The following is a 20,836-nucleotide window of genomic DNA, read 5'->3' on the forward strand; positions in this document are numbered from 1 at the left end:
CATCTTTTTTGCGAATACCAGAAGTCTTAAGCTTCTGTATCAACCCCGTCGGTTGCCGCGCGCGATACCACTACCATGGCTGGACGCAATAAACGGCCATTTAATTCATATCCTTTTTGCATCACTGCCAGCACGGTATTGGCTGGGTGTTCTGCACTTTCCTGCATGCTCATTGCCTGATGCAGTTCAGGGTTAAAGCTTTCACCGGTTGGGTCAATTAACTTCACACCAAATTTTTCAATGGTGGAGATAAAAGACTTAAAGGTTAGTTCTACGCCATCCAGTAACGGTTTTACGGCTTCGTTGCTGGTATCACCGGCCTGCATTGCGCGCTCCAGGTTATCTGCCACTGGCAATAACTCGTTGGCAAAACGCTCTAAAGCAAACTTACGTGCTTTATCAATTTCACCTTCCGCACGACGGCTGGTGTTTTCTGCATTTGCAATGGCCCGTAGTACTGAATCTTTTTGCTCTTCAAGCTTGTTTTCCGCTGCTGCCAGCGCTTTTTCAAGCTCTTCGATGCGTTGTTGCTCAGGGCTTTGAATGTCCCCTTCAACGGCTTCAACGGCGTCCGCTTCAGGTTGTTCCACCTGTTCAGCCGCCTCTTCTACCGGCTCTTGCGGTTGTTGCTCTTTGGTCATGCCAAATCTCCAGTTAACAATATCAAAATACTCAAATATTGGATTGCTTGGTAAAATGGGGATCAAGCATCACCTTTCAAGTAAAACACCTAAAAAAATTACGTTTTTTTTAAGCTTTTATGATTTGTGCATATGTACCCTCTCATTTGCACACAAAATCCATATCTTTCTCATCGGATTTTTTGCTATCAAATAATTGAAAAATCATGATTTTCGACAACAGTCATGATACATAGGATGCCATTATCCAAATGATCAATACGCAATATGACAAGCTTCAACACCATAGGCCTGATTGGCAAACCTGACGCGCCAGATGCAAATCAATGCTTAAAATCGGTTTTAACCTTTTTGCAGCATCGTGGTTGCCGGGTATTGCTTGAGAAAAATACCGCTAAACAATTGACAGACAACAGCTGTGACGTAGCCGATTTGGCTGGCATTGGTGAACAGGCCGATTTGGCCATAGTGGTAGGCGGCGACGGCAGTATGCTGGGTGCGGCACGTGAATTGTCAAAATACAATGTGTCTGTGGTAGGTGTTAACCGTGGCAACTTAGGTTTTTTAACCGACATTGACCCCGAAGACGTCGAACCACAACTGGAGCAGATTTTTCAGGGAAATTACAAAACTGAGCAACGCTTTTTAATAGAAGCCAAAGTTAAACGTAATGGCCAGTGTGTAGGCGAAGCCAGTGCGGTGAACGAAGCAGTACTTCACCCGGGCAAAGTGGCACGTATGATCGAGTTTGAAGTCTATATCGACGATAACTTTGTTTACAGTCAGCGTTCCGACGGTTTAATTATCGCCACACCAACCGGCTCTACAGCCTATTCCCTTTCTGGTGGTGGCCCTATCTTAACCCCGAATTTAGATGCACTTTCCATGGTGCCCATGTTCCCGCATACATTAAGTGCCAGACCGATAGTGATTGATGCCAGTAGCACTATTTGTTTGCTGGTGGTTGAACATAATAAAGAAGGTTTACAGGTAAGTTGTGACGGCCAGACCAGCCTCGCCGTGGAAGCAGGTGATCGCATTTACATCAGCAAAAGTCCCAATACTTTGTCATTAATCCACCCTATCAATCACAGTTATTTCAAAGTATTGCGCAATAAACTTGGCTGGGGCAGTAAGCTGTTTTAAAAATTTTTAGCGTTTCACTAAAAATTATTTTGGCTTTCATTTAAAGCATGTGTATATTTACAGTTACTGTATAGATAAACAGGTTAATAAACCATGCTGATCCATTTGTCTGTTCGTCAATTTGCTATCGTAAAATCTCTGGATATTGAATTTAAACAGGGGATGACCGCCATTACCGGTGAAACCGGTGCCGGTAAATCCATTGCAATTGATGCTCTGGGTTTATGTTTAGGTGACAGAGCTGAAGCCAGCATGGTACGCCCCGGCGCAGACAAAGCGGAAGTGACCGCAGAATTTTCGGTGGCAGATTTACCCGGAGCGCAAAAATGGTTAGAACACCACGAACTGCAATCTGATGAACCGGATGAATGTATTATTCGCCGGGTGATTTCAGCAGAAGGTCGTTCACGCGCTTTTATTAATGGCGCTCCTGCTCCGTTACAATTATTAAAAGCGTTAGGTCAGCATCTGATCAGTATTCATGGTCAGCACGCCCATCATCAGTTATTAAAAGCCGATAACCAGCGAGTATTGCTGGATCAGTACGGCGGGCTTTCCAAACAGCAGGAACAGGTTAAAACCCACTTTACTGCACTGGGTAGCCTTAAAAAACGATTTAATGAGTTACAGGCCAGTCAGTCACAGCGTCAGGCCCGGCGTCAGCTGCTGGAATATCAGGTCTCAGAACTGGATGATTTTGCATTACAACCTAACGAGTTTGGCGAGCTTGAAAGTGAATACAAACGGGTGAATAACGCGCAGGTATTACTGGAACAAAGTCAGCTTAGCTTTTATCAGCTTTATGCGGATGAAGAAGTTAATGCTTTGTCGCTGGTACAAAACAGTATCGATAAATTAAGCGACCTGCAGGACAGTGATCCTGCGTTAACTCCAATCGTTACAATGCTGCAGGACGCTTCGATTCAAATTAACGAGGCGGCAGTGGAATTGCGCAGTTATCTGGATGATTTAGAGATTGACCCTTTCCGTATGCAACAAGTGGAACAACGCTTTAATACCTGTATGGATTTAGCCCGTAAACACCATGTTGCCCCCGAGCAATTGTACGATTACCACCAGACACTAGCTGAAGAATTTAAAAACCTGCAACAGGATGATGATCTGCTCGACAATATTGAGGCAGAGTTGCAGCAGGCACGGCAGCAATATGTGCAATCTGCACGGATGTTAAGTGAGGCTCGTCGTAAACATGCCGCCAGGCTGAGTAAACAGGTAGAAAGCCAAATTCATAAAATGAATATGTCGCAGGCACGTTTTGAAATCAGTGTATTGTTCGATGAACATGCCGAAGCGCAGGCTAATGGCCTGGACGAAGTCGATTTTACCGTTTCGACCAACCCGGGTCTGCCAATGGACTCACTGGATAAAGTTGCCTCTGGTGGTGAGTTATCACGTATAGGTCTGGCGATTCAGGTGTTAAGTTCAGCCAGCCAGTCGGTCCCCAGCATGATTTTTGATGAAGTGGATACCGGTATCAGCGGCCCTACCGCCTCAGTGGTGGGCAGTTTATTACGTCAGTTGGGTGAAAGCTCACAGGTTATTTGTGTTACTCATTTACCGCAGGTTGCAGCTCGCGCCAATAATCAGATGTTTGTGGCAAAATTCAGTGATAAACAAACCACTGAAACCAGCATGATTGAACTGGATGAAGAGGAACGTATAAACGAACTGGCACGTTTACTGGCTGGTGATACATTAACCGAAAGTGCCATTGCTAATGCCAAGGAATTATTAAAGCTGAACTAATTGCAACTTCTGCACTCAATAAATTCACTTTAAAATAATGGATAGTGATTGAGCTTTGCGTGCCTTCTGAGTTAGGATGCTGGCTCGCAGGAGACGCTATAAGAATGAAGAAGTACCAAAAATTACTGATTGCTGCGCTAACTGTGGTTAGCTTGCAGGCTTGTTCCGGTTTTATTTATCGTATTGATATCCCACAGGGCAACTACCTGGAACAAAAGGACGTTGAAAAATTACGTATCGACATGACCAAAGAACAGGTTATATATGTTCTGGGTCGTCCGGTAGTCAAAGATTCCTTTAACCACGATAAATGGTATTACGTGTATTCCATGAAACGTGGCATGACAGGCGAAAAGTTCCGTAAGGACTTAGTGATAGAATTTGTTGATGACAAGGTTGCCAAAGTTAGCGGCGACATGGATTTATCCGAAGACTTCAATACACCGCTTGAACAATAAGAAATCTGATTGATTAAAAAAGGCCTCATTCTGAGGCCTTTTTAGTATGTGTTAGTTTATTACTCTTCAGTTTTTTTCTGTGGATTAGGCCGACCACCTGTGACCTTATCTGCCCGCCCCTCGAGCTTGGCTTTTTCTGCACGACGGCGGCGCACTTCTTTAGGATCGGCAATTAGCGGGCGGTAAATCTCAATTCTGTCACCATCGCGTGGCACGTCGCTTAATTTGCAGGTACGGCTCCATATGCCGACTTTATTAACGTTTAAATCAATCTCTTCAAAACGGCGCAACATGCCGGATGATTTAATGGCTTGTTCAACTATGGTGCCTTTTTCTACCACAACCTGCAATAACGCCTGTTTTTGTGGCGTGGCATAAGCCACTTCTAAGGAAATTTGCTGATCAGTCACGATAAATATCCCTGGCGCGATTAACAAAGGCTTCAACCATTTTACTGGCGATAGCGCTAAACACTTTGCCAAACGCCATGGCCACCAGCTTATTGGAAAACTCGAATGTTAAATTTAATTCGACTTTGCAGGCATGTTCATCCAGTTCGGTGAACTGCCATCCGCCCGTTAACTTACTAAAAGGCCCATCAACCAGTTGCATATCAATCTTTTGACCGGGGCTCAGGGTATTTTTTGTAGTAAACCACTGACTAATTGCGCTTTTCTGGATTTGTACTGACGCTGTCATACTGGTTTCACTTTGTTCCAGCACTTTAGAATCAGCGCATCCTGGCAAAAACTGCGGATAACTCTCTACATCGTTAACTAAATCAAACATCGCATTGGCGCTAAAAGGCACTAGCGCACTGCGAACCACCTGGGGCATAATTGCTCCTGATACCCATTTATTCTTTATGCCCGCAATGGTATCGCAAACACCGGATTAAACAAATAAAGACAAAGCTGAATCTATCAGTATAATGCGCCTCCATGAACAAAAAGAAAGCTAAAAACCCCAGTAATACCATCGCCTTAAATAAAAAGGCGCGTCATGACTACCAGCTACAGGACAAACTGGAAGCCGGTATCGCCTTGCAGGGATGGGAAATAAAAAGTATCCGGGCAGGTAAAGTGAACCTGACCGACAGTTATGTGGACATCCATCAGGGTGAAGCCTATCTGGTGGGCTGTAAAATTCAGCCGCTGAATCAGGCCTCCAGCCATGTGGTTTGCGATCCGGAACGTAAACGCAAATTGCTGCTTAATCAGCGCGAATTAAATCGTCTGATGGGCAGTCGCGAGCGTCAGGGTTACTCGATTGTTGCCACTGCCATGTACTGGAAAAAATGCTGGGTAAAAGTCGAAATTTATCTGGGTAAAGGTAAACATGCTCACGATAAACGTGATGCAATTAAAGATCGTGACTGGGCGCGCGACAAAGAACGCATGATGAAAAATAAAGGCTAACCTGGGTTAGCCTTTGACATCTGCTGCATAACATCAAACTACTGATGTGTTTGTTTCAACTGAAGTAATCCCTTGTCCAGTAAATCGATTTTTTGCTGAACATCTTTCGCCTGCTTAGAGAAGGCCACAAAAATATCACTGACGTGATTTAACTGTCCTTTACGCACGGCATTATCTGCCAGCCCCATTTCCCTTATGGTAAACGCGGCAACCTCATCAAACATGATGGCTAAATCCACCTTATGATCTAACAACAATCGAATGATCTGGCGCTGATTGGACACCCTGACTTCATCAAAACGCGCACGATTGTCTTCGTAGGCATCGCCGTATTCATAACCAATAATTAAACCAATAACACTTCCACTGGCGATCTGACCCGGGTTTAGGTAATCCATATGACTATCGGCGGCATAGAAATAAGACGCGCGCGCCTTTAACAACGGCTGCTGGCCAAATATAAATTTACTGGTTGTGCTGTCCTGCTTGGTGACGTTAAACGCACCATCAACCTCGCCAATTTCAGCCATACGCAACGCCCGCGCATAAGGTACAACAACAAAATCAACGTTTGAGCCGCTTAATGCCAGTGCTTGTTTAACAATCGACACCGACAACCCTGTCCCGTCTTTTTTGGCATAAGGTGGCCAGCTGTCTTCCACCGCCAGCACAAAGTCCTGGCCGGCTTTGGCCTCTGACGGTGTAATAAGATGCACCAGAGTTGCGCAACATATACAGAAAATATAAGACTTCACGAATGTGTCTCGGGTATGTTTAATACAAACATAAAGACAGTTATATCCCTAACTGACTGTTTAAACAAATATTTGCACCAACAAAACAGGCAACCAGTGACATAAATCAATAAAGGGCGCCGTAAAAAAATCACCATTTCTTTGCTTGAAAAACAAGCGTTTGACCCCATTAAACATAGGCAGGTAGCAAAACAATGTGCTACCATCGCCCACCAACTTGAGAAGTAGAGTATCTCTGCACCGGACACAGTTCGGTACGGAAACCTAATCGGGGCTGATTAGGATTCGACGGAGTACGCGAAACCCAAGGTGCATGCCGAGGACGCGGTTGGCCTCGTAAAAAAGCCGCATTTAAAGTAATCGCAAACGACGATAACTTCGCTCTAGCCGCTTAATAACCGGTTAGGAGCCCTTCCACTCATGTCTTGCCTGCTGGCAGAGGTTCGGAAGGTCATACTCGCAGGATCGTGTGGCGGCTTCGCTCGTAGCCAAAGCACTAAATTTAATCGAGCTCGCTACCTGAAATCCTGTCTGTCGGAGTTCAACGTAGTTAATTAAAAGACCAGACTATGCATGTAGGACCGAGGATGTAGGTATTACGGACGCGGGTTCAAATCCCGCCAGCTCCACCAAATAAAAAAGCTCGCCATCTGGCGGGCTTTTTTATTTTCTGGGGCGGGATTGGTCTGAACCCGCGTAGAGGGTTCACAAAATGTCTGGAACATTTTGTACCGCCGCAGGCGCCCGAAGGGTCAAGGGCATGGATGGCCCTGAGGACAATCCCGCCATTTAAGTTGCCCCTCGAGCTCTCATTTAACCGCGCAGCCAATTATTGTCATTGTGTACACAATGACAATAAAACTTGTATTTACTTCCCCTCATAACTAATATGAGTCACATATTCGTCAAAAACCAACGAATAACATCATAAAATGAGAGAGAAATGATAATTGATCTAACTGTAGAAAACTTTTTATCTATTAAAGATGAGCAGCTTTTCTCATTACACGCTGACAAGAACCTTAATCATTTGTCGGACAATTTGGCTTATTTAGACACAAAGTTTGCCACGGTAAAATCAGTCGCAATAATAGGTGGTAATGCAAGTGGAAAGACCAATCTATTATTTGCGATTAGAAGTATTCGATATATCGTCGGTAATACTCATAAATTTGATAAAGATGATGTTATCAATTGTTATGATCCTTATTTACTCTCGGATGATACTAAAAATGCCCCGACAAAGCTTTCTATTGAGTTTTGGGTTAAGAAAGTTAGATACCAATACACCATACATTTTGATAAACAAAATATTTATTTCGAATCTTTGTATTATTTTATTACATCTAAATCCTCAAAAATCTTTGAAAGAACTAGTCCTGATAATTGGAAGGAAAATGAAGGCATAACTTTCGGTGCTAGGTACAAAGGTGGCCGCAAACAATTTGCTTACTACCCTAACATGTCATATTTAAGCGTTGCAGGAAGCAATCCTGAATCACCAGAGATGCTAAAGACTGTTTACGATTTTTTTAGAGAGAATGTTATTTTTGGCTCAGAAAGTTCCGTTGTAGATTGGGAAAAGGATGAACAAGCAAGTTTGGCGATGAAAACATTAATGCATTCAGTGGACTTGGGCATTGAAGACTTTAGATTCGAAGATGTTGAGTTATCAGAAAAGCAGCTAGAAATGATAGATTCTGTACCTGCACAAGTTAGAGATCATTTTCTACAAAGTATTTCAAAAGAAGTTATATTTTCCCACATGCATGAAAATGGAACTGCTATTGAAATAGAAAACACCCTTGAGTCTAAGGGTACTATGAGATTATTTTCTAATTTTCCAATCGTAATGTCCGCACTTAAAAATGGTAATATTTTAATAATCGATGAGATAGAGAGCAGTTATCATGCTCATGTGGTCGAATTATTAATTAAGATATTCCAAGATCCTGAAATAAATATTAATAACGCTCAATTAATTTTCTCCACACATGCATTTCAAATAATTAAATCTAACTTTATGAGAAAAGATCAAGTTTGGTTGGCAGAAAAAAATAATGGTGCAACAAATTATAGTTCACTGGAGCAGTACGATAGCACTCTCAGGGATAATAGCCCATTCGATAAATGGTATGATGAGGGGCGTTTAGGGGGCATTCCATCAATTGACTATCACTCTATTTCAGAGGTATTGAAAGCAATCGTTTCAGGGGGAGAATATGCCGCGGAGTAAATCAAAACCAAAGAAGGTAGTGCAGTCAAAGCTTTGGTTATACTGTGAAGGGACAAAAACAGAAGTTAATTACCTCAACAAATATAAGACCGATAAACATTGCAATAATCGGCTTGTTTCTCTTATTAGGGTCCCCCAAATTTCCCAGAATACTCCTAAGTCAATAGTTGATCGGGTAGTCGAAGAAAAGCGCAAGTCAAGTTCTCATAAAGGAGATATTCACTGGGTTATATATGATAGGGAGAGCATAACGAAGTACTCTGAAAAATTACATTCACAAGCTATAAAAAAAGCTACTGACAACAATATAAAAGTGGCGCTGTCAAATGTGTGTTTCGAGTTATGGATATTATTACATTTTGGATTTTCAGAAGCTGCTTACAGTGACTGTAAAGCTCTTACTTCAAGCAAAGCTTTTAAGGAGAATATTAAAAAAGTAGGTATAGAAAACTATGAAAAGGGTCAAGCTGATATCTATACCCGCCTAAAGCCCTATTTAAATGACGCTAGAAAGAATGCAGAAAAGTTAGTAATTCAAAACAAAGGATCATATCCTGCAGGTACCCCAACGTTTAAAATGAATCCATCGACTGACTTCCACTTAGTATTAGATGCCATTGATAATTTTGTGAAGTAAAACTGCAAGTCATATGTAGGTTATTAATAAATATTGTAAAATATAGGTTCCCCCCCGCCATATCAAAAAGCACGCAAGCAAACGACGAACATCACTTCCGAAATCGATCACCTTTGCAAATATCAGCTTAGCCCCTACCCCCCAAGCGGCAGCTTCAATTTGTCAAACAAGCTGGTTAGCAATAATTTATCCAGAGGTTTAAGCAGGTAGGCAGCCCCCCCTACTTCTTTAGCTTTTTGCATACTGGCTTTACTTTGCATATTGGTCAGGATGGCAACCGGTGTTTGCTGGTTTGGCCCCTGCTGACTTTTTAACTGGTCAATAATATAAATACCGTCCGTGTCTGGCAGGTGAGTATCCATAATGACCAGGTCATACTTTTTACTGGACAGGTTAGCAAACGCGCGACGTCCATTCGCTGCACTGTCAATATTAAGGCGATAGTGGCTGAGTAGTTGCAGGGTTAAATTGAGACTGATGGGGTCATCTTCCACCAGTAATATTTGCGGCAGATTGCGCATCTGTTCAATAACTTTATCGGCATTAACCTCTTTGCCGTAGAGTTGGTTGAATTCAGGATCCTTAGGGGCGGTTGAGGATTGCTTTTGCTCAGATTGAGCCGCTGCTTCCGCGTTGTTCGCTTTTGGAATTGCAGGCTCAGATGACGCCTGTTCAACGTCATCCATCAACCCCTGTAACAATTGAATGGCTTTATCCTGCAGTTTGAGCAGTGCCGGACGTATGTCATCGGAGCGGATTGCCGATAGCGTCTTTTTCAGCCGCTCCAAATCCAGTTTAACCTTTTGATGTTGTTGAATTTTTAATGCAGCATGGTCCAGTGCCTGATCAATCTCAACAATACAGTGATTAAATTGTTCACGCAGGGTGTCTTTGCGTTTTACTCCTTTGAGCACAATTTCTTTCATTTTGTCAGAAAAGTGCTCCTGCTGCTCAACGTAAGATGCCTTTGCCTTACGTGACTGACCAATACCCAGTTCTTTCAGTACATGGTTGCACACCATAATTGGGCGATGCACTTCGGTTAAGGGACGGCTGACAATAAAGTCGTCAATAATGCCATTGGCAAAGGCTTTGAAGGCTTCCCGTTGTTCTTCGCGGGCAATAAGGGGCACAAATGCGTGATCACACAAATCACTGTCTTTCACCATATCCAGCGCCTGATAATAAATAGCCAGACATTGCTGAAAGGACTTTGCGCTGATCAACACCACATTAGGCTCGGGATGGCTTAAATACAGGCAAATGTCCTTGTAACTATCAATCACCAGCAGACGCTTTTTGTAGGGCGTCATGGCTTCCAGCAGCGCCTGTTCAGCATTTTCTTCCATACTAAACAGTAATATGTTTTTACCCGGTTCAACTGTATTCATCTTGACTCAACGGCTGTTAGTTATATTGATATTTAAACGCTTACATGTTGATCTTAGGTGGAATAATCAGAAATGCCATACACTACTGGTGTACAAAGTGACAATAAGCGAGGTCAAAACAATTTTGTTCATTTACGCTTAAGAAAAGTACACTACACTTACTACAACCACTATGAGTAATGCAGTTAACTCTTTGAAACATAAACTGAATCCCAAATCTTTTATCCTAAACCCGTATCTGCTTGCCGGATGTGCGTTATGGCAGGCGTGGCAGCCAGTTTCAGCAGCTGACAGTTGTGACACACCTGCTGAAACCGTACTGACCATTAATCCTATATTTGATATTTATGATCCGGAAACCACCTGGTTACACCGGTTTGCTAATAAATTACATATCGAAACCCAACCTTCCACGCTAAGAAATGAGCTGGCCTACTTCGATTTATGTGATACCAGTGACACCAAACTGGCGGAACTGGAGCGCTATTTGCGCCAAAGACGTTATATTCGTGAAGCCAAAGTAAGCAAAGATGCCGATGGTAAAATCAATATTGAAACCTGGGATAACTGGACGTTGATGCCGGAAATCAGTTTTGGACGTAAGGGCGGTAAAAATCAGTTTTCAATGGGATTAAAGGACAGAAATGTTCTGGGTCTGGGCATCGATATGGATGTCAGTTATTACGATGATATTCAAAGTAGTGGTTACAAGTTTGTCTCGCGATTCCCGCTATTTTTGGGTTACAACGCCACCGGCAGTATTGAATTGCAGGACAATGATGATGGTCAGGTGATCAAATACGCAATAGACCGGCCTTTTATCAGTTTTGAAACAGACTGGGCGGCACATATGCTCAGTCAACATGAAAAAAGCATTTATAACCTTTATCAGAATGTGGATGACGAGATCCTGTTTGCCCGTCACTATGAGCAAACCAGTGCACAGTATGGCTGGTTAGGTTATCGCTACGAGCACGCGGCACTGCGCTACTGGGTTGGTTATTTTCATCAGCAACAACTGTTTGATCCCCTGCCCGACCAGCCGTTACCGGCGGACCGTCAGTTAAGTTACCCCTGGTTTGGGGTAGATTACGTTGAGGATGGATATCAGGAACTACAGGACATTCATCTGATTGGTAATATTGAAGACATTAACCTTGGCTGGAGCTGGAAAAGCCGTTTTGGCTATAGCCCGCCCAACAGTTACAGCGATGGCACCTGGATTTTTAAACAGTCGATAAGTAAAGGTGTGCAGCTGGCCGATAAAATTTTGATGCTGGCATCAACCGACTGGAACATGGAATTCAGTCAACGGAATAGCCTGCGTTATCACGGGTCACTGGAAACCGAGTTATTTTACCGTTATGCCGATAAATGGGCCTGGTATAACCGGATTTTTACTGAACTTAGTCACAGGGCTTATATTGATGAACCGGTCACCATTGGTGGCGACACCCGTTTACGTGGTTATCCAATTCAGTATTCACACGGCGAACGCAGCGTACTGATGACCAACGAGATCCGCTATTACCCTAAAATTAATCTGTATCAGATCTTTGAGCTCGGGGCTGTGGCATTTATGGATGTGGCACGTATCAGTGGTGATGTGTCTGCCAATAATATGGATCATGGCTGGTTAAGCAGTGTGGGCGTCGGTTTGCGTCTTTACTCCAGTCATTCCAGTGATAAACAGGTTTTGCATCTGGATTTTGCTCATCCAATGTCATCCGGAGCAGATTTAAGCAGCATTGAGATTCGTATGGAGGTGAAACAGTCGTTTTAACTTCACGCTTGACCATTTTTTAAACAAATATTAAGGTGCCCGTAGCTGTAACTATCTTAACGCAGTAACTCACTGGCTCACAGAGACTGGCATGAACCGCTTAGGCAGACAAAAATTACTCAGCTTTTACGATAATATTCGTCATCGTAAAATTATCAGTACGTCGTTACTGTATATTGTAACCTGCTGGGTGATTTTGCAGGTTTGCTCGATTACCTTTCCTATTTTTGAGTTTGATAACCGTTATTTTCACTGGCTGCTTATTGCATTTATAGTTCTGTTCCCCGTGGTGCTGGTGTTCTCGTGGTTTTATAACTTCAGCATTAAAGGCTTAGTTAAAGTGGTGCCCTTTTGTGACCGACGTTCCCTAAACAACATGGCACCTTTTATCGACCGCCGGGTTCATAACAAACAAACCAAAACCAAAGTACATGAAGGCTGGTTTTTATATGCCGAATCCGGTCCGCTGGAAGGTCTGGAATATCAAATTAGTCACGACATTATTATTGGGCGTGCGGTTGAATGTGATTTGACTTTGCTACGCTCATATATCTCTCGTCATCACGCCAAAATTAGCATAAAGGATAACAAGATGACGGTTGAAGATTTACACTCGGCCAATGGCACCCTGGTCAACGGTGAAAAAATATGCCGTCAGCAACAGGTGCACAATGGCGATGAATTAAAATTTAAGGATATTGTTTTCACGGTGCGTGAGTATGTTTCACGCATTGAACACAATGCGCTACTGGATAATACCGTGTTACTGGATTAGGTATTATCCCACTTTCAAAATGAACTAACTTATTGCCAAATAAGCCATAATCAGCAGTTGACAGCTTTTGCCCTTAGCCGTAAATTGAGGAATATGAAAGCACACCATTTTTTCCAGTTTTTTCTATTTTTTACGCCATCCAGATAGGAGGGTTGTGTGTGTTTGTTTTCGCAAAACCTCCTTTAACGGAGGTTTTTTTGTATGTGCTGCAAGTAAGAGGATGTCCATGACTGACACGCAAGATTTATTAGCGCCAATAAGGGAACAGATTACCGAGGTTGATAATCAGTTGCTTACCCTGTTAGCGCAAAGACGAGGGCTGACCAATCAGGTCGCCGAAGCCAAAATTAAAATGGACAAACAGGTACGTGACCAGCAACGGGAAGAACAGCTACTGGTAAAGCTGATTAAAGCCGGACAAGCGTTTGGGCTTGATGCACATTACGTGACGCAGCTGTTCCATGTCATTATCGAGGATTCAGTACTTAATCAGCAGGCATTGCTGGCTGAGCGTGCCAACCCCGAACATAGCCAACCTCTTAACCGGGTTGCCTTTCTAGGTAACAAAGGCTCTTACAGTTATCTGGCGACACAAAAATATTTTTCCCGTCGCGCAGGTGAGCTATTGGAAATTGGCTGCCAAAGCTTTAACGAAATTATCCACAAAGTGGAATCCAATCAGGCAGATTATGCCGTATTGCCGATTGAAAACACCTCTTCAGGCAGTATCAACGAGGTTTATGATCAGTTACAGCACACCAGTTTATCGGTTATTGGCGAGCTGACTCATCCAATTAAACATTCGTTACTGGTGGCCACCGACACTGAAATTAGCAAAATTAAAACCCTTTATGCCCATCCTCAGGTATTTGCCCAGTGCAGTCATTTCTTAGCCGAACTAAGCAATATCGAAGTTAAAACCTGCGACAGCACATCAGCCGCGATGATGAGAGTAAATGAGCTGAAATCAGACAGTTGCGCCGCAATTGGCAGCGAGGCGGGCGGTAATCTATATGGTTTACATGCGATTAAATCCAATCTGGCTAATCAGAAAGAAAACCACAGCCGTTTTATCGTTGTGGCGCGTAAAGCGGTAAAAGTACCGTTACAGGTACCAGCAAAAACCACGCTGGTTATGTCCACGGTGCAAAAACCAGGTGCATTGGTAGAAGCACTATTGGTATTACGTGATAACAACATCAATATGACCAAACTGGAATCACGCCCAATTACCGGCAATCCCTGGGAAGAAATGTTTTATCTGGATGTGGAAGGTAATGTGCAGGATGGTCCGATGCAGCAGGCTCTTGATGAATTAAAAGCCATTACCCGATACCTGAAAGTACTGGGTTGTTATCCTACAGAAGAAATTACCCCAACCAAAGTGGCGGCGGCCAGCGCATTGCAAGATAGCTAGCTCAATTAGCCTTTGGCATAAAAAATCCCGCATTAAGCGGGATTTTTTTATTTTACGGTTGGAATATCAAACCTGCGGTCATCGTCGGCTTTTAATAACAAGCGTTTACTGTCTTTTAAACATACCTTGGCGTAGTCACCAAACCAGCTGCCGGTTTTGAAAAACTGTTTAATAAAAGCCGCTTTATCTCCCCGTTCAACCAGCGTTAGTGCCTCGTCTAACCGGTCACGATATCGCTTTAACAAGGCAATACTGTCTTTGTTGTTAAAAATAATATCTGCATATAACGCTGGATCCTGCGCAAATAAGCGCCCGACCATCGCCAGCTCTAAGCGATATATTGGCGAACTTAAGGCAATTAGCTGAGTGAGTGAGGGATCTTCCATGCGTAAATGGTTGCCGTACACAAAACTGGAAAAGTGGCGCATGACCTGAATAAACGCCATGGCCTGATCATGTTCCTGTGGCGTGGTGTGATACAGTGTTGCTCCCCATATATGCATTTGCTCAAGTAACCATTTGTAGGCGCCGGGCTCGCGGCCATCACAAATAACAATCACTTGTTTAACCAGACTCGGCACGTCCGGACCAAACATCGGGTGCAGTCCAACCACAGGGCCATTATGCGCGACCATCATGGCCTGATAAGGTTTTTGTTTAATACTGGTAATATCTGCCAGAATACAGTCTTTAGGCAGGTTATGTAGTTGCTGGATAATTTGTTCTGTAATCGCAATCGGTACAGCAACAATGACCAGACTGGCGTTTGCAAAGATGCTATCGGCCTGCTGCCAGTCTTGTTTTTCAACCACAGTCACCGGATAACCACTGCGTTCAAACATATCCACAAACACACGCCCGAGTGCCCCACGGCCACCGATTACCACTACATTTTTTACTTCAGGATTCACGCAAACATATTGATCGTGTTGTGCCTGATAGGAATCACGCATTACCCGGCGTAAGATATCCTCAATGAGATCACCGGATACCCCCTGCTTCTCCGCTTTATCACGACAGGCTTTTAATAACTCATCTTCACGTTCTGGCACATAAACCGGCAATCCGGCCTTACTTTTATAACGACCAATTTCACGGGTTACATTTTGCCGGCGGGCTAATAAATTAACCAGCTCGTTGTCGAGCTGGTCAATCTGTTGACGTAGTTCATCAATGGATGGGTTGTTCATTATTCCTAACTTACCTGTTTTAGTCCGTTTTGCAGTTTGCTCATACGCAATGGTAACAGGGTGATTAATTTTTCGCGGGCGTTTAACAACAACTTATTGGTGGTTTCCCAGTCAATACAGCCATCGGTAATAGATATTCCGTATTCTAGCTCAGTCACCGATTTATTGTCGGTGCTTTGATTACCCGGTTTAAGATGACTTTCGAGCATAATACCGATAATGGACTGGTTACCATCCAGAATTTGATTAAATACGTTTTCTGCCACCAGAGGCTGACGACGATAATCTTTTGCTGAATTAGCGTGACTACAATCCACCACTAAACCCGCACTCAGGTTAGCTTTGGTTAATTGCTCTTCACAATCGGCAACACATACAGAATCATAATTGGGCTGTTTACCACCGCGTAAAATCACATGGCCATCAGGATTACCTCTGGTGCTAATAATCGCTACCTGCCCTTGTTTGTTAATGCCCATAAAGTTATGACCCGATGCCGCAGAACGCAGCGCATTAATTGCGATGTCTAAACTTCCGTCTGTGCCATTTTTAAAGCCAACGGGCATGGATAAGCCGCTGGCCATTTCACGGTGCGTTTGTGATTCAGCCGTGCGCGCACCAATTGCCACCCAGCTAAACAGTTCGGCTAAATATTGCGGGCTAATAGGATCAAGCGCTTCGGTGGCAACCGGCAATTCCAGTTCTGCTAACCAGATAAGCAACTCTCTGGCTTTTCTCAGACCGGTTTCTATATCAAAGCTGCCATCGATGTGCGGATCGTTAATCAGGCCTTTCCAGCCCACTGTGGTGCGTGGTTTTTCAAAATAAACCCGCATCACGATATACAGGCTGTCTTTGGTCGCTTCATGCAGCTTTTTTAATTTAAGTGCATATTCTTTAGCGGCCTCCACATCGTGAATTGAGCACGGTCCACAAATCACCAGTAAACGGTGATCACGGCGATGGATAATATCACTAATGGTCTGGCGTGATTTTTCAATTTCCTGCAACGCGCGCTGACTGATAGGCAGTTCTTGTTGCAATTGCTCGGGAGTCATCAGCACTTTTTCGTCGCTGATGTGACGGTTGTTTAAGGAATCCTTTAACATTTGGCTAACCTAGTATGTGTTGTGAATTTAAAAGGATTACTTTTGCGAGTCTCAGGGTAAAAACGTCTTAGGAGAAATCCGATCCTTGTGTACAGATATAATTACACTAATTAAAATTATTAAATATCCGCAAACGATTGACTTTTTAACAAGCCATTAAAATTACCGCAAGCATTATTTAAACAAATCATTAAATTAAATCGAGACATCTCTTTTACTGTGCGTAAAAAAGCAAAAAACCGGTTAAAAACCGGCTTTTTTAAATTAATACGGATAGCCGGGTATCGGACTTTGAAGTCGGTATATTGCCCCACCCGCTGTTAATAAAAGTGTTTTATGATCCTCTCCGCCAAACGCGGCATTGGTTAACTTAGTGGCAACATTTATTTGAGCCAGTTCATGACCTTGTGGGTTAACTACATGCAAAATACCCGGTGTGTGGCTGGTGATATATAAATTGCCGGCACAGTCGACCGCCATACCGTCCGGCTCCTGTACAAAAGTAAACGCTGATTTATCACCTATGCTGCCATCGGCGTGACGCTGATATTGCAAAATTTCACCATTTTTATCCCCCACATACAGCGTTTTTTCGTCAGGTGACAAACTAATGCCATTGGGGTTTTCTCTGGTGCCATCAATTAACTCAACGCTGCCATCGGGCTTGCGCCAGTAAACACCTGTTACACCGGTTTGATTTTCACGCTCGCCAAGCTGCCAGTTAGGATCAGTAAAATAAATATCCCCCTGGCTGCTAACCGTTAAGTCATTGGGCGAATTAAAATGTTTGCCATTAATATCAGTAAGAATAATAGTGCGGGTTTTATCATTTAAATCATAACGGGACAGGCTTTGGTTATCATGAGTTGCGGCCAGTAAGCTGTGGTTATCGATGGCTAACCCATTACTGCCACTGTGTTCGATAAACACTGACATTTGATCAGGTAATACTAGCTGATGAATTTTAGCCTCAGGGCCATTTTGCTGCGGACCATCAAAATTCATCTCAGAAAAGTAAAACGAGTGGCTTTTATCACTCCACACTGCACCTTCGACAAACACAAAACCATCCGCAATTTTCGAGACTTTAGTTTCTGCACCAATCGTCTGGCTTGTGTCGCTGGCACTGCAATAAGCAGGTTGTTTGAACACTTGCGCTGACACATCGGCTGATTTAGATGATGTTGAAGAAGCTGACTGTGGCTGTGAGCAACCTACTAATGTTGTAATTGTAATAGCGGTTAATGCGGTGTGAGATGCGCGCATAATAATTCCCTGAATAACCCTGGTTTCGTTGTTTCCCTATCCTACTATTGTGATGCTGGATAAATCTATGATTAAAAAAGCAAAAAGCCCGCGATTGCGGGCTTTTTTATAAGTTAACGTCAGCGTATTAAAATTAATCTTAGTTAAGCTTCTCTTTGATACGTGCAGAACGACCTGAACGCTCACGCAAGTAGTAAAGCTTAGCACGACGAACTGCACCACGACGTTTCACTTCGATAGAAGCAACTGCCGGGCTGTGTGTTTGGAAAACACGTTCTACGCCTTCGCCGTTAGAAATCTTACGTACAGTAAAAGCTGAGTGCAAACCACGGTTACGCTTAGCGATAACCACACCTTCGTACGCTTGAAGACGCTCTTTTTCACCTTCTTTAACACGTACTTGTACAACAACTGTATCACCAGGGCCGAACGCAGGAACGTCAGACTTCATTTGTTCCTGTTCTAATTGCTTGATGATATCTTGACTGACTTTACTCATCATATCCTCACTTTCTGGTTAACTATCATCTTGCTGCAACAGTTCATTTTGGAATTCATCCAGTAAACGCTGCTGCTCCTTAGTCAGAGCCAGAGAATTTAATAACTCAGGACGTCTTTGCCAGGTTCTGCCCAGCGATTGTTTTAGACGCCACTGTCTGATTTTTTCGTGATTACCACTTAACAACACAGAAGGAACCAACCGACCATCGAGATCTTCCGGACGTGTATAGTGCGGGCAATCCAGCAAGCCATCGGTAAACGAGTCCTGCTCTGCGGAAAGCTCATGTCCCAGCACTCCTGGCACATAGCGCGATACAGCATCCATTAGAATCATCGCCGGTAATTCACCACCACTAAGGACATAATCCCCAATCGACCATTCTTCGTCGATTTCGGATTGAATCACCCTTTCGTCAATGCCTTCATACCGCCCGGCGACCAAAATCAGCTTTTCGTTTTGCGCAAGCTGCTGAACGCCGGCCTGATCTAATTTTTTCCCTTGTGGTGACAGATAAATCACTTTTGCATTGTCACCCGCTGCTTTTTTGGCAGCGTGTATTGCGTCCGTTAAAGGCTGAACCATCATCAGCATGCCCGGGCCTCCACCGTATGGTCTGTCATCAACCGTGCGGTGTTTGTCGTAAGCAAAGTCTCTTGGATTAAAAAACTCTACTTTCAACAATTCATTCTTAACAGCTCTGCCTGTTACACCCTGTTCAGTGTATGCCTGAAACATCTCAGGAAATAAACTGACCAGACCAAACCAACGTGTTGCTGCCATCAGAATGATGGATCCCAGTCCACCGTAATAGTTTGCGCCTCCAGATCGACCTTATTTACAACTTGTTGCTCTAAATAAGGGATCATTCTTTCTTTTTGACCAAAAGCATCATTATGATTGGCCTGCACTAACATGACATCGTTAGAACCAGTCTCAAACATATCTTTAACTGTGCCAAAGTTGTAACCCGACAGGTTTACCACTTTAAGCCCAATTAAATCACGCCAATAAAATTCATCGTCAGCCAGAGCCGGAAGTTGTTCTGACGAGATAGCAATGGACTGATTTTTCAGTGCATCGGCTCCATCTCTGTCATCAACCCCCACTATTTTGGCCACCAGACCTTTATTGTGCATGCGCCATTGTTCAACCTGAACTTCCTTAACCTCTTTACCTTGTTGAATAAACCAAGGTGAATAGTCAAAGATGCCAGTTAATTCATCAGTATAAGCATTGATTTTTACCCAGCCCTTTACACCATAAGGTGCACCAAACTGACCAACAACCAGAGTATCAGACGCTTTACTCACTCTTATACCTCTTTGTACCAAGTTGCTTAGGCTGCTGCTTTAGCGTCTTTAACCAGACGCTTAACGCGATCAGACAAACCTGCACCTACGCCAACCCAATGCTCAACACGGTCTAAATCAAGACGTAGTCTTTCTTCCTGACCTTGTGCAGTTGGATTGAAGAAACCGATGTTTTCAATAAAACGACCGTCACGTGCATTACGGCTGTCTGCAACCACTACTTGATAAAATGGACGCTTTTTGGCGCCGCCACGCTGTAAACGAATAGTAACCATTGTTATGCCTCAAACTCGTTGTGGAAATGCTGCCGTCGATGAGTATCTGAGTTCAGATCAACTCATCCAACAACCACATCACCTTTAGCGCTTCCGTTAACTTATACCCCGACCACCATGGATCGAAGGCCGCAGTATTGTACGGATTATCAATGGTTTTGCAAGGTCAATGACCCGATAAAAGCGCAAAATAGCAAAAGAAAATAAAGTGACGTTTAAACCTTTGCCATTTCCCGCTCGACTCATCGAAATACACTCCCAAATAGATGGCAGAATAACTGGTGAGATTAAAGGACTTATTAATATTTATTGTATTGTTGAGTATTGGCTGCTCAGCCAGAGCACAACAAGCACAATCATTTGATTACCCCTGGCCTGTAGAGGTATTCGATTTACCTGTATCTGACAACAAGGTGCAATATCGATTATATGTCAGAGCGCCCTTACGTAAAGTGGATAAAAACGCGCCCGTTCATTGCTACTATTTTTTAGATGCTTTGTCGAACTTCACGCCTGCAGCTGCTATGAGTTACAACTATGAAAAATTTAATTATATGCCAACTGGTTTTTTTATTGGTGTGGGATATACCAATGAAAAGGATGGCAACGCCCGCACAGAAAACCGAACACGGGATTACACTCCCAGCCAGTTTACACCGGACTCTAAACATTTTTTATTTTCAGCCCTAAACCACCTACTTCAGTAGGTGGTTATCATTAAATAGGCTTTGCCTGTAAAACCTACCCATGTTAGTTGGCC

General features: G+C 43.4%; 22 protein-coding genes and 1 other RNA gene. 11 read left to right on the forward strand and 12 right to left on the reverse strand.

All coding sequences use genetic code 11. The features are described from left to right. Positions 1–26: 26 nt before the first annotated feature. The gene (gene grpE / locus H8B19_RS15050) at positions 27–641 is read right to left on the reverse strand and encodes a nucleotide exchange factor GrpE (RefSeq protein ID WP_186507737.1); all 615 of its coding nucleotides are present in this window, start codon (positions 639–641) and stop codon (positions 27–29) included. 267 nt (positions 642–908) lie between these two features. On the opposite strand from grpE, the gene nadK reads away from it, so the two are divergent. From nadK to H8B19_RS15065, 3 genes are all read left to right on the forward strand, one after another. Continuing rightward, on the forward strand, positions 909–1,787 hold the full coding sequence (nadK, locus tag H8B19_RS15055; protein ID WP_186507713.1) for an NAD(+) kinase: 879 nt from the start codon (positions 909–911) through the stop codon (positions 1,785–1,787). A gap of 93 nt (positions 1,788–1,880) precedes the next feature. Next, entirely contained in the window at positions 1,881–3,554 is a 1,674-nt protein-coding gene (gene recN / locus H8B19_RS15060; protein WP_186507714.1) for a DNA repair protein RecN, read from the forward strand. A gap of 104 nt (positions 3,555–3,658) precedes the next feature. Continuing rightward, a complete protein-coding gene (locus H8B19_RS15065; protein ID WP_186507715.1) occupies positions 3,659–4,012 on the forward strand; it encodes an outer membrane protein assembly factor BamE in 354 nt (117 codons plus the stop codon). A 59-nt stretch (positions 4,013–4,071) separates the two neighbouring features. Here the strand turns inward: H8B19_RS15065 and H8B19_RS15070 are convergent, their stop codons facing one another. Both H8B19_RS15070 and H8B19_RS15075 read right to left on the reverse strand, forming a co-directional pair. Continuing rightward, positions 4,072–4,422: an RnfH family protein gene (locus H8B19_RS15070; protein WP_186507716.1), complete on the reverse strand. Its 351-nt coding sequence runs from the start codon at positions 4,420–4,422 to the stop codon at positions 4,072–4,074. Further along, positions 4,415–4,849, reverse strand: coding sequence for a type II toxin-antitoxin system RatA family toxin (locus tag H8B19_RS15075; RefSeq protein WP_186507717.1), 435 nt, complete (start codon positions 4,847–4,849; stop codon positions 4,415–4,417). Before H8B19_RS15075 ends, H8B19_RS15070 begins: the two co-directional genes overlap by 8 nt. A gap of 104 nt (positions 4,850–4,953) precedes the next feature. Between H8B19_RS15075 and smpB the strand changes: the two genes are divergently transcribed. Beyond that, the gene (gene smpB / locus H8B19_RS15080; RefSeq protein ID WP_186507718.1) at positions 4,954–5,430 is read left to right on the forward strand and encodes an SsrA-binding protein SmpB; all 477 of its coding nucleotides are present in this window, start codon (positions 4,954–4,956) and stop codon (positions 5,428–5,430) included. A 38-nt stretch (positions 5,431–5,468) separates the two neighbouring features. Here the strand turns inward: smpB and H8B19_RS15085 are convergent, their stop codons facing one another. Beyond that, positions 5,469–6,185, reverse strand: coding sequence for a transporter substrate-binding domain-containing protein (locus tag H8B19_RS15085; RefSeq protein ID WP_186507719.1), 717 nt, complete (start codon positions 6,183–6,185; stop codon positions 5,469–5,471). 270 nt (positions 6,186–6,455) lie between these two features. On the opposite strand from H8B19_RS15085, the gene ssrA reads away from it, so the two are divergent. The 3 genes from ssrA (at position 6,456) to H8B19_RS15100 (ending at position 9,058) form a co-directional block, all read left to right on the forward strand. After that, positions 6,456–6,817: a transfer-messenger RNA gene (ssrA, locus tag H8B19_RS15090) on the forward strand. A gap of 311 nt (positions 6,818–7,128) precedes the next feature. Further along, positions 7,129–8,421, forward strand: a complete 1,293-nt coding sequence (locus H8B19_RS15095) for an AAA family ATPase (RefSeq protein WP_186507720.1) — start codon at positions 7,129–7,131, stop codon at positions 8,419–8,421. Then, the gene (locus tag H8B19_RS15100) at positions 8,408–9,058 is read left to right on the forward strand and encodes an RloB family protein (protein WP_186507721.1); all 651 of its coding nucleotides are present in this window, start codon (positions 8,408–8,410) and stop codon (positions 9,056–9,058) included. The genes H8B19_RS15095 and H8B19_RS15100 overlap by 14 nt, the downstream gene beginning before the upstream one ends. Before the next feature lie 134 nt (positions 9,059–9,192). On the opposite strand, the gene H8B19_RS15105 is transcribed toward H8B19_RS15100, so the two are convergent. Beyond that, entirely contained in the window at positions 9,193–10,449 is a 1,257-nt protein-coding gene (locus H8B19_RS15105; protein WP_186507722.1) for a response regulator, read from the reverse strand. 193 nt (positions 10,450–10,642) lie between these two features. Here H8B19_RS15105 and H8B19_RS15110 point away from each other — a divergent pair, with 193 nt between their 5' ends. The 3 genes from H8B19_RS15110 (at position 10,643) to pheA (ending at position 14,424) form a co-directional block, all read left to right on the forward strand. Beyond that, complete coding sequence (locus H8B19_RS15110) at positions 10,643–12,232, forward strand: ShlB/FhaC/HecB family hemolysin secretion/activation protein (protein ID WP_186507723.1); 1,590 nt, start codon at positions 10,643–10,645, stop codon at positions 12,230–12,232. A 91-nt stretch (positions 12,233–12,323) separates the two neighbouring features. Further along, the gene (locus H8B19_RS15115) at positions 12,324–13,007 is read left to right on the forward strand and encodes an FHA domain-containing protein (protein ID WP_186507724.1); all 684 of its coding nucleotides are present in this window, start codon (positions 12,324–12,326) and stop codon (positions 13,005–13,007) included. A 226-nt stretch (positions 13,008–13,233) separates the two neighbouring features. Next, positions 13,234–14,424 carry a prephenate dehydratase gene (pheA, locus tag H8B19_RS15120; protein ID WP_422121163.1) on the forward strand — a complete coding sequence of 397 codons (1,191 nt, stop codon included), beginning with the start codon at positions 13,234–13,236 and terminating at the stop codon, positions 14,422–14,424. 47 nt (positions 14,425–14,471) lie between these two features. Here pheA and tyrA read toward each other — a convergent pair whose 3' ends face one another. From tyrA to rpsP, 7 genes are all read right to left on the reverse strand, one after another. Continuing rightward, positions 14,472–15,614, reverse strand: coding sequence for a bifunctional chorismate mutase/prephenate dehydrogenase (tyrA, locus tag H8B19_RS15125; protein ID WP_186507726.1), 1,143 nt, complete (start codon positions 15,612–15,614; stop codon positions 14,472–14,474). 5 nt (positions 15,615–15,619) lie between these two features. Beyond that, positions 15,620–16,723 (reverse strand): 3-deoxy-7-phosphoheptulonate synthase, encoded by a 1,104-nt coding sequence (locus H8B19_RS15130; RefSeq protein ID WP_186507727.1) that lies wholly within the window; start codon positions 16,721–16,723, stop codon positions 15,620–15,622. Positions 16,724–16,987: 264 nt separating this feature from the next. After that, positions 16,988–17,989 carry an SMP-30/gluconolactonase/LRE family protein gene (locus H8B19_RS15135; protein WP_186507728.1) on the reverse strand — a complete coding sequence of 334 codons (1,002 nt, stop codon included), beginning with the start codon at positions 17,987–17,989 and terminating at the stop codon, positions 16,988–16,990. A 139-nt stretch (positions 17,990–18,128) separates the two neighbouring features. Further along, a complete protein-coding gene (gene rplS / locus H8B19_RS15140; protein WP_186507729.1) occupies positions 18,129–18,488 on the reverse strand; it encodes a 50S ribosomal protein L19 in 360 nt (119 codons plus the stop codon). A gap of 18 nt (positions 18,489–18,506) precedes the next feature. Beyond that, complete coding sequence (gene trmD / locus H8B19_RS15145) at positions 18,507–19,271, reverse strand: tRNA (guanosine(37)-N1)-methyltransferase TrmD (RefSeq protein WP_186507730.1); 765 nt, start codon at positions 19,269–19,271, stop codon at positions 18,507–18,509. Further along, complete coding sequence (gene rimM, locus H8B19_RS15150; RefSeq protein ID WP_186507731.1) at positions 19,271–19,801, reverse strand: ribosome maturation factor RimM; 531 nt, start codon at positions 19,799–19,801, stop codon at positions 19,271–19,273. The genes trmD and rimM overlap by 1 nt, the downstream gene beginning before the upstream one ends. 26 nt (positions 19,802–19,827) lie before the next feature. Then, a complete protein-coding gene (rpsP, locus tag H8B19_RS15155) occupies positions 19,828–20,076 on the reverse strand; it encodes a 30S ribosomal protein S16 (protein WP_186507732.1) in 249 nt (82 codons plus the stop codon). A gap of 281 nt (positions 20,077–20,357) precedes the next feature. Between rpsP and H8B19_RS15160 the strand changes: the two genes are divergently transcribed. After that, positions 20,358–20,783: an alpha/beta hydrolase gene (locus H8B19_RS15160; RefSeq protein ID WP_186507733.1), complete on the forward strand. Its 426-nt coding sequence runs from the start codon at positions 20,358–20,360 to the stop codon at positions 20,781–20,783. Positions 20,784–20,836 lie beyond the last annotated feature (53 nt).

This window comes from Neptunicella marina, assembly GCF_014270035.1.
In the GTDB taxonomy this organism is placed as follows: Bacteria; Pseudomonadota; Gammaproteobacteria; order Enterobacterales; family Alteromonadaceae; genus Neptunicella; species Neptunicella marina.